The organism is Nitrosomonas sp. Is37, from assembly GCF_033063275.1.
In the GTDB taxonomy this organism is placed as follows: domain Bacteria; phylum Pseudomonadota; class Gammaproteobacteria; order Burkholderiales; family Nitrosomonadaceae; genus Nitrosomonas.
The window spans coordinates 117573-135746 of record NZ_JAWJYP010000002.1 but is presented as its reverse complement, the minus strand read 5'-3'; the positions used below and the strand labels follow the sequence as shown (position 1 = coordinate 135746).

Genomic DNA, 18174 nt, shown 5'->3' with positions numbered 1-18174 from the left:
AACAAGCTGAAGCCGAATTATCAACAGCTCAACAAAAGCTCAAAGACATCCAATCCTGGCAACCAACGCAAATACTTCCGCATGCAAAAGAAATTTACAGAAACCTGGTGCAAAAACAGGAGCATATCCAGGATGTAATATCCGCACGCGAAGCAATCAAAGCTATTGTGGGAGAGACTGAATTAAAACCGGAAAATGATGAACTGCGGATTGAAATAAAACAAGACAGACTAGCCGCCTTGAGTCAGATAACGGTGGTTGCGGGGGCAGGATTTGAACCTACGACCTTCGGGTTATGAGCCCGACGAGCTGCCAGACTGCTCCACCCCGCGTCAGAACAAAGAATAATAGCAGATTATGCCAACACCGTCAAATCATAATGCTTCATTATTCATTTGATACGGCATAACTGAATCATCGTCATAGCTCTCAGTGCTCAGTGATGACACTCATGCACCCTATTTATTATTTAATTAGTGTCGATTATAGCTAATATCAATACTGCAATTGACGGCTTGTCCAACGTTCCTGTTTGTATCTTTGCCAAGCTATTTCCTTTTTTAATGCAGCGTTAATAGCATTCAAAACACTGCTCACATTAACTGGCTTGGTTTTTTCCTCAGTATTTCCGGTTAAATTAACTTCCAAATGCAATTTTCCCCTCTGATAAAGCGACCAAATCTCTGAACCATAATCAGTATGCGCAAGCTCTGGAGCAAATCGACTTAGATAGGTAGTGACATTATCAACATCGCGTTTAAGTATTCTCTGCGCATTGTGATTACTTGCTGCAAAAATTGCCTGAGGAAAATCGATAATAACAGGGCCTTGGTTACCGATTAACACATTGTATTCAGATAAATCACCATGAACGACACCATGGCAAAGCATACGAACAATCTGTCTAATTAAAAAATCATGATACATCCTTGCCAGCTCGGCGCTCAATGTCAGATCATTCAACCTGGGAGCTACATCACCATTACTATCAGTAATGAGCTCCATTAATAGCACTCCTTCAAAAAAGTTATGATACTTAGGCGTCGGCACACCAACTGTAGCCAGATGAGACATGGTATCCACTTCGGTGCTTTGCCACGCCCCTTTCTGTGTCATCCAGCCGAAATAACTTCTTCTTTGAATAGCATGCATGCGTCGACCATTTCTAACCAGCCCGCCCTCAGTGTAACTTACACTCTGGCGAAAATTTCGTTTGTTTGCTTCCTTATAAACTTTGGCACAACGAATATCGCTGCCGCAACGGACAACGTATACCATAGATTCTTTGCCACTCATAAGTTGGCAAATAACTGAATCAACAAGACCTTCTTCAACCAGTGGCTCAATTCTTTTGGGGATTTTCATAAGCTCTTATGTAAACATGTCAATACGGACATGCTTTCCATACTCCTGTCAAATAAATGAATTCTCTCTCTTCAACTAGTGAGAAATCACGTAACTGCTACCTCACCTTCCTGCATTAATTAATTTTGCTGAATTTTGCTGAAATCTTGGCGATTTGCTTCGATGCCAGACTGTATCCTCGGACGAAATATGTTTGACATCGACCAGGGTTTTGCTCCCGTTACTCTGATCTGCCGTTAACATTTGCTTTCTGGTTCCAGTAAAGTTCATATGAAACTTATCCAATAGAACTTGATACAAATTAATTACTTTAAGTTTAAAAAACATGTCCATCTCCTTGATTGCGGTTATTACGTTGTTACGGTAATAATCAATCACGTGATTTGCATTGTAGAGAGAAAAAAACACTCTTGGAATGCGACAAATTGTCGCGCGGTAATTTGTCGCAGCCTTTTATTTGACATAAAACAACTGCCCCAACAGTTGTTTTAACATGATAGATCTGCTTGATGACAGAATTATTACCTTATTACCTTTTGATTAGTTAATTAGTTATTCTCTATGACATAATTGCTTGCGCTGATAGAATCACAGGGTGATTCCAACACGTGACATCGCAAGAAGCGCTGCAATGACTTCAAAGAAAGAGGATTTGTTTTCACATCAAGATGTGCTCGCCCAATCGCATGAGAACCGATCCCTGTCTGATAGCCGATGATAAACTAAACCGGGATTGTGTCGATGCCCTGCTCAACAATATCGATAAAATTCAGGAAATACAGCAACATTTTCAGGATAAATAACGAAGCAAGTTTCAACCGAACAGTGCGTTATCAATATACGCACAGCTTTTGAACCCCAAGCAAAATAGATTCTATGACCCCATCAACCACACAAACGATTTCTGATGCAGCACAGCAAAAGATCGTGCAGCTCATTGCCCAAGAACTCGGTGTCGCTCCTTCTCAGGTAGCAGCGGCAGTCAATCTGCTCGATAGCGGCGCAACGGTGCCTTTCATTGCGCGTTATCGCAAGGAAGTAACCAATAATCTAGACGATACGCAACTACGAAATATAGAGGAACGCCTGCAATATCTGCGCGAACTAGAAGATCGGCGGATGACAATCCTGGCTTCGATCGAGGAGCAAGGCAAGCTCACCGATGAACTGCGTCTTGCCATCGAACAAGCTGCAACGAAACAGCTCCTGGAAGATATTTATCTACCTTACAAACCCAAACGTCGCACGCGTGCCCAAATCGCACGTGAGGCAGGTTTGGAGCCTCTAGCCGATGCGTTACTGCACGACCCGACGCTAATTCCCGAGCAAGAAGCAGCGAAATACATCAAGGTACAGCCAGCCGCTGAAGGGGTGGAAGCAATCAACATTCCAGATGTGAAAACCGCCCTCGAAGGCGCGCGTGATATTCTTGCTGAGCGTTTTGCCGAAACGGCTGATTTACTCGCTGCCCTGCGCAGCAAACTGTGGAACGAAGGCATTGTGTCTTCCACCGTCATAGCAGGCAAGGAAATGGCGGAAGAGGAAAAGTTTCGCGACTATTACGCCTATTCGGAACCGATCCGCATTATCCCTTCGCATCGCGCACTGGCATTGTTTCGTGGCCGAGCACTGGGAATACTCAAAATTGATCTCGGCCTGGATGAAGCGGCTGAAACTATCGCACCTCACCCTTGTGTCGCCATGATCGCAGCACATTTTGGCATCGAGAATCGAGGACGCAACGCGGATAAATGGCTGGTAGACGTCTGTCACTGGACATGGCGTGTCAAAGCACACCTGCATCTCAGCACCGAATTGTTGCTGCAATTGCGCGAAGCAGCAGAAGCGGAAGCCATCAAGATTTTTAGCCGCAATCTGCGTGAATTACTGTTAGCCGCTCCGGCAGGCCCTAAGGCCGTGCTCGGCCTTGATCCTGGCTACCGCACCGGCTGCAAAGTGGCTGTGGTAGACGCGACCGGAAAACTACTGGAAACAGGCACTATCTATCCCCATCAGCCACGCAATGACTGGCAGGGAGCACTCGCAACCATCGCACAATTAGTGATCCGGCATGGTGTCGAATTGATTTCAATTGGCAATGGCACTGCCAGCCGTGAAACGGATAAATTGGCCGTTGAAACCATCAAGCTGGTGGCAGAACAAAAACCGGAGCTCAAGGTAGCTAAAATCGTGGTCAGCGAAGCAGGCGCTTCGGTTTATTCCGCTTCAGCTTTTGCCGCAGCCGAGTTTCCCGATTTGGATGTGAGTCTGCGCGGCGCCGTGTCCATCGCCAGGCGTTTACAAGATCCATTGGCAGAGCTGGTAAAAATCGAACCCAAGTCAATTGGTGTCGGTCAGTATCAACACGATGTCAATCAACGCATTCTGGCACGCTCGCTTGATGCCACCGTAGAGGATTGCGTCAATGCGGTCGGCGTGGACGTCAATACCGCATCGACACCTTTGCTGTCACGGGTTTCCGGCCTGAACCGCATTCTAGCTCAGAACATTGTGGAATATCGCGACGCCCATGGCCCCTTTCCGAATCGCCAAACGATACTTAAAGTGCCGCGTGTGGGTGAAAAAACTTTTGAACAGGCAGCAGGTTTTTTACGTATCAATGACGGCGATAATCCGCTGGATCGATCAGCTGTACATCCGGAAGCTTATCCCGTGGTCGAGCATATCCTCACAAGCCTGAAAAAAGGCATAGAACACGTCATGGGCAAACCAGATGTCCTGAAAGGGTTATCCCCCAATGAATTCACCAATGAAATATTCGGACTGCCCACCGTGCGTGACATTCTCATGGAGCTAGCAAAGCCTGGTCGCGATCCGCGCCCGGAATTCAAAACAGCAACTTTCCAGGACGGCATCGAGTCGCTTACTGATCTACAACCTGGCATGATCCTCGAAGGCGTCGTCACTAATGTAGCTGCCTTTGGCGCCTTCGTCGATATCGGCGTGCATCAGGATGGCTTGGTGCACGTATCCGCCCTGGCAAACAAATTTGTCCAGGATCCCCACAAAATCGTCAAACCCGGTCAGATCGTCAAGGTAAAAGTGCTGGAAGTCGATCCAACCCGGCAACGCATCAGCCTGACTATGCGTTTGGACGACAAAGCAGACACCTCCTCCACCAGCGCCGACACACGCCCTTCCCGCCCTCAGGAACCACGCAAACGGAAGTCACGTGACTCGCAGCAAAAGACCTCCCGTAAACCAGAGCCGATCAGCGCATTTGCCCTGGCGCTGGCACGTGCCAAGGAGAAAAAGTAAGCAGATGTTTTTATGAGACTATAACTTTTAAAGAAAAGAAAACATAATGGTTCAGATATAGTCTTGCATTACGCCAATCTTTGGGTTATTTTTTGGTTCGTTGGAATTAAGGAATCTGCAATGGTGAGACCGCTAAGAGCAGACCGTGGACAAATTTGGGTTGCATCACTCTACTGTTAGTCAGATTGTTAAAAGAGCACAAAAAAGTTAGATGTTATATAGCAAGACGGTATCTGGCCCTATCGTTCCGCGTAAATGTAATGACTGACACCTTTTTTTAATTCTAGTTAGGCGGCATAAAAGGGAAAATATCAAGTATCGGAAAAGAAACGTGAGTCAAATAGAACAACCAAGGCCGCCATTTCCTCCATTTGACGCTGAATCGGCAGCAAAGAAAGTAAGGCTTGCCGAAGATGCATGGAATACACGAGACCCAGAAAAAGTTTCTCTGGCGTATACTCCAAACACAGTTTGGAGAAACCGTTCAGAGTTCCTTTGTGGGCGTGAAGCTGTTGTCCAGTTTCTTGTGCGCAAGTGGAACAGGGAGCTTGAGTACAGACTCATAAAAGAGCTTTGGGCGTTCCATGAAAACCGTATTGCCGTTCGCTTTGCATACGAATGGCACGATGATTCAGGTAACTGGTTCCGCTCATACGGAAACGAGAATTGGGAGTTCAATGAAAGTGGTTTTATGCACAGGCGCATGGCAAGTATCAATGATCTCCCAATCAAAGAATCTGAGCGCAAATATCATTGGCCACTGGGCAGAAGGCCAGACGAGCATCCTGGTTTATCTGAGCTTGGTCTATGAGTCTGCCGCCTAACGTTAGGCCTTACCCAACACCGGAGCAACCATGGTTATCGCCAATCACGCGCCGAGGTCGCTAGCAAACAATCCGATTATGTGGGCCGTCACGATCTTTATCGTGATAGTCGGCGCCGCTTATATAAAAAGGTGTCAGTCATTGCATCTTGCAGAATGAACGAATTAATTGACTAACAATACTGTAATAAACATTATATTTGAGATAGATTTGCCTTGGTGTTTCTAGCAAAAGATGATGTTCGTAATCATCCATAAGGCAGTAGGCATAACATATTGCTTCATAGCGTATTATCAGCTCTGCTAACAAATCAAGAAACTGCTGTCTATCCTCATCTTCATCAAAAATAACTTCTCCACTCTTCCCCCTTGACATAACATGGTATAAACCACTCGAAAACTCCAATCTGATCGGATGTGCCATAAAACCATTCTTCTCCATATTCATTTATGGCTACGTACCATAAATGCACTTCATGCACTATGCAATGACTGACACCTTTTTACAGTTTGATACATTTGATTAATGGGTGTTTTTGATGTGACCTCCCGAGAGTCCCGCAAAGAGCTCATTGCACCAGCCTTGACGTTCAGCAAGTAAGGCTTTGTACCCCCCATGGTTCCATCCTGAAAGTTCATGGCAGATTTCTTCGATGGACAGAACATCATAAAATCCCTTGGAGGCTATAACAGCTTTCCTTCCTTCTGGTGTGACGGAGCCCCAAATAAGGATAGCACCGTGAGTTTTTATAGCTTTCCCTCCAACAAAAATAGCCTGGTCGGAAGGAAATTTTGTTGTCCTCAAAAATGCTTCAAATGCTGGCTTATTGTGGTGCTCAAGCTGCTTGGCCTGCTCCAGAATAAAATACCTGAAGTTTTGGTATTCAATTTCACATTTCATCTCTACGACGAAAATATTTCCACTGGAGCGCTCTTGAAACGTGAAATCTAACGTGTGTCCGCGGCTATCTCCGGGAGTCTTAATTGTTGGGCGACCGAGGTTTCGATATGGTGCACGTTCATCTTGTGCCCACAATGAAACAATTTCTTCTGAAAAAATGCCAAAAATTCTAGATAAAAATTTAGCGCGGTCTACCGAACTGTCTGCTCGCTTAAAGATCAAGTGAAAATTCTGCGTCATGCCAGAAACATTTTTAAGACACCCAACGGGTCACGTAACTTGCACTAAAAAGTGCAGCGCAATAAAGCTTTATAGCTTCCGAGTTGATAAGATTGTTATGGGTTTGCTCGCTCATATTTGAAAACAAATTGCCTTGGTTTAAAAAGTTCCTCGTACTCGTTTACCAACTGGAATTGCGCTTTCTTAAGCATTGAAATAGATGCTAAGTTTTCTGGTCTGGCTGTGGCATACATATAATCAGCTCCATTTGTTTCAAGCCACCAGTCCCTAATTGCAGAAAGTGTTTCTGGGCCATAACCCTTTCCGAAATGGTCCGGCATCAGTTCAATCAATATTTCTCTCTTACCTAAGTATCTATTCGGAACAAAAGCTACAACCCCGATTGAGAAGCCTTCTGGTCTAATGGATATTACGTAAAAATCGCTAAGATTTTCTGGGTGTTTCCGGATATGCGCGACAGTATTCTCAAATGTATCTAACACTCCGCCGACATGCATTTGAACTACTTCGTTTGTCTGAATCGCTGCGAGAAATTCTATGTCATCTTCCGTGGCGTCTCTAATAGATAGGCGTTCTGTTTCAATGCGCACACTCTGTCCCTTGCTACACATAACGTCCAGAATCACCGGCCTTCGCGGCTTTTCGCGCAGACTTGGTACATTGCAGGGTCAGCCCACACGCACACGCAGGACTTCCTTTAGTGGAATTACTCGGTAGCCACCAGCGCTGTATAAAGTGGTAGGGAACCTACCAACAACATATACTCCAACGAAAGGTACCTGAGAAGGCAAAATCTTTTTACTAAGCAAGGAAGCCAACTCCTCGGAAGTAGTTACGCCCGGAGGAACTTGAATGAGGAGGACGGTATTAGGGCCATAACGATTCTGTGATTTCTCCACGATTCGCTTAGAAATAGCCTCGGCCAGTGATTTGTGCGCGTTTATGCCGCTCCAATCAGCAGGTGCGTCCGGTGCGCCACGGGCTCCTTTCCAAAGGAAAGCGGCGTGTTCATTGTCATAATACGCGGCAGTGACTTCTATCTGTATCTCGGAGCCACGCGACGAATAGATTAAATCTGGCGCACGATCAGCACGACCAGCAAAATAATAATTTTCGCCAGTCTCGATGTTGAACCACCATTCGATGAATCGGTCCCCGATGCCTCTCTCAAATTCTTTTTGTATCGGATCCATGTTGATGTAAGTTAATGCCCTCACATCACCGGCAAAATAAAGCTGCGCCACTTCGCTCTGCAGCTTTATTTTGTCCATGTGCATGTGATTGTTAGGCGAGCTGAATTGGGTCATTAAATATACCATCGTCATTTCTTCTAAACCGACTTCTTTCAAGCAATGGCACTGTTGATGGAATATGATGCTCTACAGAAGTACCAAGTATGTATTTTATTATAGAATCGATGTTTTCGTACGCTTGCCGAGCATCTGCGATACCGCTAATAATGGCTGCCGCGATCACTAGCGCACCAACAATTTTATTCCATGATGGCCAATCTTCAGCTAATTCACTTTTTGCTTTATATAAATATTCTATTAGTTGTTTTTTTTCATCTTCTGGTAACGCTATGTTCTGCTCCAGTTCACTTATTGCAATTTCAATATGATTAATAATTCTTCCTTCATCAAGGTTTGATGGCCGGAAAACGTCATTATCTGTACTCCAGCGCCTAATGAAATAGTTGCCAGCCACCGTGATAAGATTTTTCAGGCGACCAAGGGTCACGAGTATCTTTTGAATTGATACCACCTCTTCCGAAAACAGACGGCGTCTGCGGTACAAATTTGAGAAGTAAGGCAAGTGGAAAAGGAAAGTATTGAAAAGCTCGCCTCTAACCCCTAAAGATCTCCTTTCCGCAGCTATGCGAAGTGAAACTTGAATACTAGCTATAGATTCAGCAAGCTTCGTTCCTTGAACTAATTCTTGAGTATTTTCGAGAAGTTGCTTATTAATCGGCCGGAGAAATGCGAGAAATTCATAGATTTTAGCCTCAAAGGCCGGAAGAATCTCTTGGATTGCCCCGAAGCTTTCCCACTGAGTAGCCCTACGAATCCCAAAAGTTAGGACTTCATCTTCACGCGCCGCTAGCTCCATAAAGAATCGTTCAATTGATTCTATTTCTTTCCGGAATCTATCTAAATCGTGATAATTCATGCTGTTATTTATTCACTTAATAAATAATTATATAGTTTTTGTGTATCATCCATATTTTTGGTATTAACAGCAACAAAATAGTTACGTTTGTTATATTTGTTAACCGTATATCATCCTAAATGAAATAATAAAGAGTTCTGAAAATCATGATAGTACTGGTTGTCACATATTGTTTAACAAAATTATTCGAGAATTTATTAAAAGAAATTGGTCGATTGGTTTTGGCAAAACTGAGGGATCACATTTAAAAAGCTCTGTTAAATTAAGTCACAACTTCTATTGATATGCACGAAGACTTCTCTCTTTATGGTTTCCCGTTTGATTGGCCTATTGATGAAGTTTAGTCTTTTTAGTTAACTCTCTGTTTTAAGGATGAATTGATTCATCCTTAACCCCTTCCCATGCCGCCGGTACCATGGCGGCATGAATCGAAAACAATCTAAACAAGATCATCATTCTTTCGGTTTGGCCGCATGCGTCATTTCTGTAACACCAAATCGTGAAATTCAGCTATTCCCTCTAGGAGAATTCCGTGCAATTGATGGTCGTCCGAAGGATGTGCCGCACTGGTACATCGATGTAGCACTGACAGCGAACCTGATAGCCGAATTTGAAAGCCGTGTAAACCGAACGGTGGTGGACTACGAACGCCAGACGCTGCTTTCTGCACAAAACGGTCAACCCACCCTGGCTGCAGGTTGGTTTGGCAAGCTGGAATGGCGTGAGTCTGGTTTGTTTGCCATCGATGAGAAATGGACCGAACGCGCAAGCCAGATGATCGAAGCTGGTGAGTACCGCTACATCTCCCTATTTTTGTTCATAACAAAAGACAGAGCGGTCACACGACTGTTACATGCTGCGCTAATCAACAATCCTGCACTGGATGGTGTAGACGGGGGTCGCAGCAGCTAAATTTTTATCTATTGAAAAAGATATGCGACTAGAACAGCTATTGGCTGCCCTACGCAAACTCACAGGTCAGAATGAAACTGCGGATGCTGAATCTGTGCTGGCCAGTCTGATCGTAACGCTTTGCTCAAAAGATGGTGCCATAGCAGCTCTCATAACTGCAGCAGATCACCCCGATTCAGCCAAGTTCATGACGATCACAGTGATGAAATGCCACTATCAAATGCAAAGATTTTTTCGTTTGTTTCCATAGTTAGTTACCTCCGACTAAGCATCTAATGTTTAGCGCTGTGGTTCGGGCGAGATGTACGCAACGTAGCGTCACCTGCAACTGCTTGCCAGGCACTTGAATTTATTTCTTCCAGGCAGACACCTTTTCACTTGCGATGTTGAGAATCCTACTAGCGCGCTTCGGGATCGGGCTGAAAGAGTCCAAACGTGTTTCCATCAGGGTCAACAAAGTACGCGTGCCAACACACGCCAGGAACCGCGAATTTCGGTAACGCGACTTGACCACCAAGCAATTCTATTTTGTCAGCTAACGTGTCGATGTCTACCACTTCGACTGAGCACACGTATGCATTTGTTCCACACTCCTGCGGTGGTGTCGGAGCTGGCCGCTGAAGTAAACCACCTCGAATCCCATCAGTCTCAATGCGCCAGTATGGAATCGGTATATCCTCATCCTTTGTAAACCGCCACCCGAAAATCTCTCGATAAAAATTCACTGCAGCTTCTGGATGAGCGGATTGGATTTCAAAATATGAAATAGTATTCACAACTTCCTCCGTGTTGGTTTAACAAGTAATTCCATTTCTAAATCAAAGATGACGCGAAGGCGAGCCGCAGACAGTATAAATAATACGGCAAGGTGAAACCGACAAAGTTAGGTTTGATTTAGAAATGGAATAACTATATGGTTTTAGTATATTTTCTAAACCTTTGACATTAACATCAACAAAGTTGTTACGTTTGTCGGGCCCTTTCCGGCTAGCAATAGCAGGAAGCTATGTATTCGCTCCAATACCATTAGGGGAAAAAATTCACCTTGCATTCATGGATAAGTCCTTATAGCAGTTTTTAGGTTAGAAAGTGATTTTTACGCAAACAAACCATTTTTTAAGATCATTTTCTAAACCCCAAAAGTAGCATCACATCGGCTTTTAACGTCGTTCATACTGGATTCGAGTGAATTGTTAATTCAATTTGCATAAATCGTCTCCTTATAACTACATAAAAAAACTACTATAAAACATAACATTAATTAAATTTACTAATTTTTATGTAGCTGAGCAGAGACATTCAGATTTCTTTCCTTATTTTCAAAGAAAACAGAACCAATTGATTCTATTATCATAAATATTTTTTGGCATAGATATTGCCTTTTGTAGAAGGAGACTAAAGAGTTTTGCTCTACAAGCAAAAAGCTAAAGCTGCTTTTAGAACAATACTCTTTAAATTCTACAAATCAAAAAAAATGGAGTCACATTTATGTCTCAAGCAAATGCTTATGAGCAATACATGCTGGAACTTATCAATGCTGAACGTGCTAAGGTTGGTGCTCAACCTCTCGCTTTCGATGGTAATCTAAACGAAGCGGCAGAAAATCATAGCAGCTGGATGATCGCAACCGACACTTTCTCTCACACCGGCGCAGGTGGATCGAGCCCAGGTGATCGTATGGGAGCAGCAGGTTACACATTCTCCGGCGCTTGGACCTGGGGAGAAAATATCGGCTGGAGGAGCACCAGCGCACCGGCTGGCCTGGTAGATGAAGTGGAGCAATTAAATACCTCGTTGATGAATTCATCTGGTCATAGGGCCAATATCTTAAATGACAATTTCCGTGAAATTGGGGTTGGTCTAGAAGTTGGTCCGTACAGCAGTTACGAAGGTGCTTTCGTTACGCAAGATTTTGCCAAAACGGCAACAAATCCTTTTCTGACAGGGGTTGCATTTGATGACTTGGATGGTGATAAGCATTACGATATCAATGAAGGGTTAGGCAACTTTACTGTGAGTGCCAAAAATAATGCAACTGGCACTGTCACAACGACACAGACTAGCTCAGCTGGCGGTTATGAATTGGAGCTTGCTTCTGGAAACTATACAGTCAGTTTTGCTGGTAACGGATTTACTCCAACCACTCTGCAAGTTAGCATCGGTAGCAAGAATATCAAGCAGGATCTGATTGATCCAGTCACGGGTGATAGTACGCCTGCTCCTGTACCAGCACCAGCTCTTGAACCAGCACCGACTCCTGAACCAACACCGGCTCCTGAACCCAATACAGTCACTGATAACTCATCGAATCCGGATACGCTGGTCACTCCTCCTGACGATAATGTAATCCCAGGTTCGGGAGGAAATAATAACAATGTCGTAAATAACGATCTTACTGGTAAAGAAGGAAACGACACCTTTGGCTTTTATACATTGGGTCATTTCCAAGTGAATGATTTTACTATTGGTGAAGATTACTTATTCTTTGATTCTGGAAAATTTGAAATCAATAGTATCGAGCAACTCGTTTCATTTATTACAAATATTGATCAAACAACGGATGGTACTACTATTGAGTTTGGCCAAGATACGTCTATTAATCTAGTTGGTATCAATTTGAATGATATTACCGCAGGTATGATTATCTTTGATCTCTGATCACTCAGGTAAAAATTAACGTGTGAAACTCCTCCGTAAACAGACTACAATTTAACAGAAGTTAGATTGTGGTCTGTTCTTTTTTCTAAATTTAGACAGCATCAACACCCTGTTTCAAACTGGCTTCGATAAAATCATCCAGATCGCCATCAAGTACTGCTTGCGTGTTGCCGATTTCAACATTAGTCCGTAAATCCTTAATGCGAGATTGATCCAGCACATAGGAACGGATCTGATAACCCCATGCGATATCAGTCTTAGCATCCTCTACCGCTTGCTTGGTCTCATTACGCTTCCGCAATTCTGCCTCGTAGAGACGTGATTTCAGCATGGCCATGGCATCCGCTCTATTCCGATGCTGGGATCGACCACTTTGGCATTGCACCACGATATTGGTAGGAAGATGGGTAATCCGGACAGCCGAGTCGGTCTTATTGATATGCTGACCACCTGCCCCAGATGCTCGGAAGGTATCCACACGCAAATCTGCCGGGTTGATGTCAATCTCGATGCTATCATCGACTTCCGGGTAAACGAATACACTGGCAAAAGAGGTATGACGGCGGTTACCCGAATCAAACGGCGATTTACGCACCAGGCGATGTACTCCTGTTTCGGTTCGTAAATAGCCATAGGCATAATCACCTGTCACTTTGAGCGTGGCACTTTTAATTCCCGCGATGTCGCCCGCAGACTCTTCAAGCACCTCTACTGCAAAATCGCGGCGCTCGCAATAGCGTAAATACATTCTTTCCAGCATGGATGCCCAATCTTGGGCCTCTGTACCCCCTGAACCAGATTGAATATCGACAAAACAATTGCTGGGATCCATAGGATTTGAAAACATGCGGCGGAACTCCATATCCGCTACCTTCTTCTCGAGTTGCGCGACGTCGGATACAATGCTTTGCAAGGTTGCTTCGTCATTTTCTTCTTTCGCAATCTGCAGTAATTCATCGGCATCCTGTAACTGCCTGTAGATCGCCTCAAGCATCGATACCACACTTTCCAGCATTTTTTTCTCGCGCCCTAGCTCCTGAGCACGCTGTGCATCGTTCCAGACTGCTGGATCTTCTGCCTGCCGTGTGACTTCAGTCAGGCGTAGCTTCTTATTATCGAAGTCAAAGATACCTCCGCAATGCTTTCTCTCGATCACTGAGATCGGCGAGGTCATGAATCAGGCTATTGAGTTGTTCTACTTCCATACGTTTACAATCCAAAATATATAATCAAAGAAATATTGTAGCGTTTATTCAGTCAATTTGCCTGATTACAAGACGAACCCAGTTCCTGACTGTATCAAGCTAGATTGATACCATTAAGATTTACCAGGGCATCTGGCGCATATCCTGCCAAAGTAACAACTATTAATTACCTTCCTCCATCCTCTGCGTCGTAAACACCAAAATTACTTAATTGAAAATCTTTTATGCTTTTTCATATCATTAGCATCAATCTTCAAAAATTCTGGGCAAGCATAGATTTTCCAGTATAGCTATAAATAATTTAGCTCTATCCTATTTGGCTAAATGAGAAACGATTGTTATGATATTAAATCTGGTGTTCCTCATTGCAATGAGTTACACAATTTGATTCCAATAGTTGGAAAAGTTTGTAAAATCTGAAACAAAGCTAATCTAATAACGTTCAGTCTGAGCTAAATGTTCTCTAGCCGAAATCAAAATGCTATTGAACAACCTTAAAAAAGATAACAAAGGTGATGATGACGATAATAAGATCAAGATTCAGTCTACTTAAAACAAGAACAAATCCAGTTTATGAACTATTTACGATCAAGTTTATAGAATTGCAAACGACTAGCAAGTTACCACGTTCAAGCACTACTGGGATATTGATATTGCTGTTCGTCTTTTTATTCAGTGGCTGTTCTACTCCCACAAAAACTCCTACCTCATCAGTATCCCGGACCAAGCAAGCTGCACCCTATAAAAATAATGCATCGTACAATAGACCCTATAAAGTAGGAGGTAAAACATATTATCCAATGTCCTCAGCAGCAGGTTATCGTGAGAAAGGAATTGCTTCATGGTATGGCAAAGAATCGGGTAATCGAACTGCGATGGGTACACGTTTTAATCCGCAAGGGCTGACTGCTGCACATAAGACCCTCCCCTTGCCCACCAAAGTAAGGGTTACCAATCTTAGCAATGGCCGTACCGTCGATGTCGTTGTCAACGATCGTGGTCCTTTCAAAAGAAACAGATTAATTGACCTATCACATGGTGCGGCTAAAAAGATTGGTTTACATGGTCTTGGTCAAGTAAGGGTAGAATACCTTGAGAGTCTAGCCAGCAATCCATAACAGCCTGGTTTCACGGGAACTATCATTCAGGAGAGTTACCGCCATAGTATTGATATTTTGCCGTCTTGCTAAGACGAAATAAAATATTCATCTAAATGAAGCACATAAAAGGTATTATTCAGCTTACGGGTAGCTATTTATTTCAGGATATAAACTGCTACTTTCTAATAAGCATTACTGAAAGATTTTAAATCGAGGTTATTTAAGGAGGACTCTTGGAGCGCGGATTCTATACGATAATGGCGGCACAATTTTTTTCGTCATTAGCTGATAATGCATTATTAGTAATAGCGATCGCGCTATTAACTGACTTGCATGCCCCCGCTTTTCTTACCCCCATGCTCAAATTCGTATTTGTGCTGTTTTATGTCATCCTGGCACCCTACGTTGGTGCATTTGCTGATTCCATGGCTAAGGGGCGGGTCATGTTTATCAGCAACTTGATTAAAATCGTTGGCTGTGCACTTTTGTTCTTTGCCGTGCACCAATATTTTGCGCTCGGAGCTTATGCTATAGTGGGGTTAGGTGCAGCGGCTTATTCTCCTGCAAAGTACGGCATATTAACTGAGTTGTTGCCACCAGAAAAATTGGTCATTGCCAATGGCTGGATTGAAGGATTAACTGTAGCATCTATCGTACTTGGCACAGTGTTTGGTGGACTTCTCATCACCCCGGCCATTTCGTCTGTCTTGCTATCGTTTGATTTTCCTTTCATTGATATAGGGTTATTAGATACACCAATAGCAGTAGCTCTTCTGCTTGTTGCAGTGTGTTATATGATTGCAGCCACTTTTAATTTATTCATACCCAATACAGGGATTGATCATCGAATACTCAGAAAGAATCCGTCATTTCTGATCCACGAATTTGCACATTGCGTCAAGTTATTATGGACCGACAAGCTTGGACAAATCTCGCTTGCTGTCACAACTTTGTTCTGGGGAGCAGGTGCCACTTTGCAGTTTATTGTTTTGAAATGGGCTGATATCGCACTTGGCTTTCCACTCAATGAAGCGGCACAATTACAAGGTGTAGTGGCACTCGGCATTGCGCTCGGAGCGGTCTTAGCTGCTAAATTAATCACTCTGCGCGATTCAGTAAAAGTCATCCCACTCGGTATTGCCATGGGATTAGTCGTTATGATAATGATTACTGTGCGAGATTTATGGATTGCGATTGTATTGCTTATTTTGATCGGTAGTCTGGCTGGTTTTTTTGTGGTACCAATGAATGCCCTACTACAGCATCGCGGACATATTTTAATGGGCGCCGGTCATTCGATCGCAGTGCAGAATTTCAATGAGAATCTCAGTATTCTTGCCATGATATCGCTGTATGCGCTGCTCATCATGCTGGATGTGCATATTTATGTTGTAATTGCGCTATTTGGTTTATTTGTGGCTGTGACCATGATTCTCATCCATAAATGGCACCTGTTTAATCAAAGCAAGCAGGATTCACTTCATATGATTGGTATGCATAAAATACATTGATGATTATCATGTAATTCCATTTCCAAATCAGAAATGACGCAAGAGCGAACCACAGACAGTATAAATAATACGGCAAGGAGAAGCCGACAAAGTCAGGTTTGATCTAGAAATGGAATAACTGCTTTACCGAGAAAATCATTGCGTTAACAAGGATTGCATAGTTGCTTTGGCAAAGCATAAATCTTCCCATGCCTTGGCTTTCTCTGCGAGTGAGCGTAATAGATAGGCGGGATGATAAGTAACGATCAAAGGAATATCTGAATAATAATGTAACTTGCCACGGAGATTGGCAATACTTTCATTGGTATGCAATAAATTCTGTGCCGCAATTTTTCCTAATGCAACAATAAGCTTGGGTTTAATCAATACAATCTGTCGTGCCAGATAAGGGTGGCACTGCTCAGCCTCGCTGGGCTCAGGATTTCTATTATTAGGCGGGCGGCATTTTACGATATTGGTGATATAAACCCGATCACCGCGCTGCAATTGAATAGCCCTCAGCATATTGTCAAGCAATTTACCTGCTTGACCAACGAACGGCTCTCCTATTTCATCTTCTTTCGCACCAGGTCCTTCACCGATAAACAACCAATCGGCCTGTTCATCACCCACTCCGAACACCGTTTGCGTTCTTGACTGACAGAGCGGGCATGCCGTACAGCCAGCAACTGCAGCTTTGAGCTGCGCCCAATCCATCCTTGAAATTTGCGCTTCTCGATCATTAGTTGCTGTTATTGTGGCATTGACTACTGGAACAGACTGATCAATCGTCAAAGTCGATGGTGCTGGCTCGCTCAGAGCATTATCTCCCCTCCGACGCCAAATAGGGGTCAAACCGAGTTCTCTTAATATCTCTTTGCGTCGTTGACTCATAACTTCAGTCTCATCACCAGCGCGTCTTCACGCCCACCCATGGCAGGATAATATCCTTTACGAATCGCGATTTGTTCAAAACCTAGTTGTCGGTATAAATTGGCCGCAACGCCATTGGACACACGCACATCCAGCAATACTGCTACAGATTGCTGTTGTCTGGCGAGATCAATGAAATACTGCAGCAGCCTGCGCCCCCAGCCCTGATGCTGCCATTGAGCTGAGATGCCAATCGTCAGAATATGGGCCTCATCTGGACCTATCATCATGATACCGTAACCGATAAGCAAATCATTTAATTCTATTACGCGGCAGTAGTAACCTGCTGTGATCGAGTCAGCAAAATTCATCTCTGTCCAGGGAAAAAGAAAAATTTCACGTTCAATGAGAATGATACGACGCACATCCTCCAAGCGCATTTCTCGGATGTGATAGACTTCTTGCAAGGAATCACTCATCGCTCGCTTTCCTTCAAAGCCACCTTGTTTCGTATATAAACAGGAGCAGCCTCTTCGGCAGCAATGCCTAATCCTTTCATCAATTTTGGAGCAGCGAGCAGCGCAATTTCTTGAGCGTGCGGATAACACCCCAACTCAATTCGACACAAACTGTTGCTATAGAGTTGGCTTAGCAGCTCATGGTACTGATCAAAACCGCTGCCACACCCAACCCAGCAGCCCTCACCCGGAGGCTGAGGGATATGTTGGGGCAAACAGAGTATGGGTGCTTGTACAATTGACCAATCATCAGCCGCTTGAATATAAGCGGCATAATAAATTTCACCGATACGCGCATCAAGCGCTGTCATGACGTGGCTTGCACCAATTCTTTGCGCCATTGCTTCCAACGTGCTAATCCCAATAACAGGCAGATCTGTCGCAAACGCCAACCCTTGCACTATGCCACACGCTATCCGTAAACCCGTAAATGATCCTGGACCGGCACCGAAAGCAAAGCCGTCTAATTGAGTCAAAGCCAGCCCGGATTCAGCCAGCATTTCCTGCAGCATCGGCAGCAGCAATTCAGTATGCTTTTGCCCAGCCAATACTTCCTTGCTCAGCGTCTCACCCTCCAGCCACAGTGCCAGTGAGCAATATTCAGTAGAAGTATCAAGTGCTAGAATTTTCATTAGAAACTA

The 18174-nt window shown here is 44.0% G+C and carries 18 protein-coding genes and 1 tRNA gene; 7 read left to right on the top strand and 12 right to left on the bottom strand.

Going from position 1 to position 18174, the window contains the following annotated elements; genetic code table 11:
* Positions 1 to 255 precede the first annotated feature (255 nt).
* Together R2Q26_RS01670 and R2Q26_RS01665 are read right to left on the bottom strand one after the other, a co-directional pair.
* Positions 256 to 332 (bottom strand) — tRNA-Met (locus R2Q26_RS01670).
* Positions 333 to 495: 163 nt separating this feature from the next.
* Positions 496 to 1365, bottom strand: coding sequence for a PA4780 family RIO1-like protein kinase (locus R2Q26_RS01665; RefSeq protein WP_317534674.1), 870 nt, complete (start codon positions 1363 to 1365; stop codon positions 496 to 498).
* A gap of 876 nt (positions 1366 to 2241) precedes the next feature.
* Here R2Q26_RS01665 and R2Q26_RS01660 point away from each other — a divergent pair.
* Together R2Q26_RS01660 and R2Q26_RS01655 are read left to right on the top strand one after the other, a co-directional pair.
* A complete protein-coding gene (locus tag R2Q26_RS01660) occupies positions 2242 to 4644 on the top strand; it encodes a Tex family protein (RefSeq protein WP_317534673.1) in 2403 nt (800 codons plus the stop codon).
* A gap of 340 nt (positions 4645 to 4984) precedes the next feature.
* Positions 4985 to 5455, top strand: coding sequence for a DUF1348 family protein (locus R2Q26_RS01655; RefSeq protein WP_411182304.1), 471 nt, complete (start codon positions 4985 to 4987; stop codon positions 5453 to 5455).
* 151 nt (positions 5456 to 5606) lie between these two features.
* Here R2Q26_RS01655 and R2Q26_RS01650 read toward each other — a convergent pair whose 3' ends face one another.
* From R2Q26_RS01650 to R2Q26_RS01630, 5 genes are all read right to left on the bottom strand, one after another.
* Positions 5607 to 5891 carry a hypothetical protein gene (locus R2Q26_RS01650; protein ID WP_317534671.1) on the bottom strand — a complete coding sequence of 95 codons (285 nt, stop codon included), beginning with the start codon at positions 5889 to 5891 and terminating at the stop codon, positions 5607 to 5609.
* 99 nt (positions 5892 to 5990) lie between these two features.
* The gene (locus tag R2Q26_RS01645; RefSeq protein ID WP_317534670.1) at positions 5991 to 6608 is read right to left on the bottom strand and encodes a hypothetical protein; all 618 of its coding nucleotides are present in this window, start codon (positions 6606 to 6608) and stop codon (positions 5991 to 5993) included.
* Positions 6609 to 6703: 95 nt separating this feature from the next.
* The gene (locus R2Q26_RS01640; RefSeq protein WP_317534669.1) at positions 6704 to 7198 is read right to left on the bottom strand and encodes a GNAT family N-acetyltransferase; all 495 of its coding nucleotides are present in this window, start codon (positions 7196 to 7198) and stop codon (positions 6704 to 6706) included.
* A 78-nt stretch (positions 7199 to 7276) separates the two neighbouring features.
* Complete coding sequence (locus tag R2Q26_RS01635; RefSeq protein ID WP_317534668.1) at positions 7277 to 7879, bottom strand: hypothetical protein; 603 nt, start codon at positions 7877 to 7879, stop codon at positions 7277 to 7279.
* Between the two features lie 13 nt (positions 7880 to 7892).
* Positions 7893 to 8777 (bottom strand): hypothetical protein, encoded by an 885-nt coding sequence (locus R2Q26_RS01630; RefSeq protein ID WP_317534667.1) that lies wholly within the window; start codon positions 8775 to 8777, stop codon positions 7893 to 7895.
* A gap of 423 nt (positions 8778 to 9200) precedes the next feature.
* Between R2Q26_RS01630 and R2Q26_RS01625 the strand changes: the two genes are divergently transcribed.
* On the top strand, positions 9201 to 9689 hold the full coding sequence (locus R2Q26_RS01625) for a phage protease (protein ID WP_317534666.1): 489 nt from the start codon (positions 9201 to 9203) through the stop codon (positions 9687 to 9689).
* Positions 9690 to 9711: 22 nt separating this feature from the next.
* A complete protein-coding gene (locus R2Q26_RS01620; protein ID WP_317534665.1) occupies positions 9712 to 9939 on the top strand; it encodes a hypothetical protein in 228 nt (75 codons plus the stop codon).
* Between the two features lie 148 nt (positions 9940 to 10087).
* Here the strand turns inward: R2Q26_RS01620 and R2Q26_RS01615 are convergent, their stop codons facing one another.
* Positions 10088 to 10465, bottom strand: a complete 378-nt coding sequence (locus R2Q26_RS01615) for a VOC family protein (protein ID WP_317534664.1) — start codon at positions 10463 to 10465, stop codon at positions 10088 to 10090.
* Between the two features lie 712 nt (positions 10466 to 11177).
* Here R2Q26_RS01615 and R2Q26_RS01610 point away from each other — a divergent pair.
* On the top strand, positions 11178 to 12347 hold the full coding sequence (locus tag R2Q26_RS01610; protein WP_317534663.1) for a CAP domain-containing protein: 1170 nt from the start codon (positions 11178 to 11180) through the stop codon (positions 12345 to 12347).
* Between the two features lie 91 nt (positions 12348 to 12438).
* Here R2Q26_RS01610 and prfB read toward each other — a convergent pair.
* Positions 12439 to 13552 (bottom strand): peptide chain release factor 2 gene (prfB, locus tag R2Q26_RS01605; protein ID WP_317534662.1). Its coding sequence is split into 2 segments (ribosomal slippage): positions 12439 to 13470 and positions 13472 to 13552, totalling 1113 coding nucleotides; the frame shifts between segments, so codons are not numbered across the junction.
* Positions 13553 to 14205: 653 nt separating this feature from the next.
* On the opposite strand from prfB, the gene R2Q26_RS01600 reads away from it, so the two are divergent.
* Together R2Q26_RS01600 and lplT are read left to right on the top strand one after the other, a co-directional pair.
* Positions 14206 to 14670 (top strand): septal ring lytic transglycosylase RlpA family protein, encoded by a 465-nt coding sequence (locus R2Q26_RS01600; protein ID WP_317534661.1) that lies wholly within the window; start codon positions 14206 to 14208, stop codon positions 14668 to 14670.
* Positions 14671 to 14885: 215 nt separating this feature from the next.
* Entirely contained in the window at positions 14886 to 16163 is a 1278-nt protein-coding gene (lplT, locus tag R2Q26_RS01595) for a lysophospholipid transporter LplT (RefSeq protein ID WP_317534660.1), read from the top strand.
* 135 nt (positions 16164 to 16298) lie between these two features.
* Here the strand turns inward: lplT and R2Q26_RS01590 are convergent, their stop codons facing one another.
* From R2Q26_RS01590 to tsaB, 3 genes are read right to left on the bottom strand one after another with little or no spacing between them, the layout of a single operon-like run.
* Positions 16299 to 17036, bottom strand: coding sequence for a uracil-DNA glycosylase (locus R2Q26_RS01590; RefSeq protein WP_317534659.1), 738 nt, complete (start codon positions 17034 to 17036; stop codon positions 16299 to 16301).
* Positions 17033 to 17494 (bottom strand): ribosomal protein S18-alanine N-acetyltransferase, encoded by a 462-nt coding sequence (gene rimI, locus R2Q26_RS01585; protein WP_317534658.1) that lies wholly within the window; start codon positions 17492 to 17494, stop codon positions 17033 to 17035. Before rimI ends, R2Q26_RS01590 begins: the two co-directional genes overlap by 4 nt.
* On the bottom strand, positions 17491 to 18165 hold the full coding sequence (gene tsaB / locus R2Q26_RS01580) for a tRNA (adenosine(37)-N6)-threonylcarbamoyltransferase complex dimerization subunit type 1 TsaB (protein ID WP_317534657.1): 675 nt from the start codon (positions 18163 to 18165) through the stop codon (positions 17491 to 17493). The genes rimI and tsaB overlap by 4 nt, the downstream gene beginning before the upstream one ends.
* Positions 18166 to 18174: the final 9 nt, after the last annotated feature.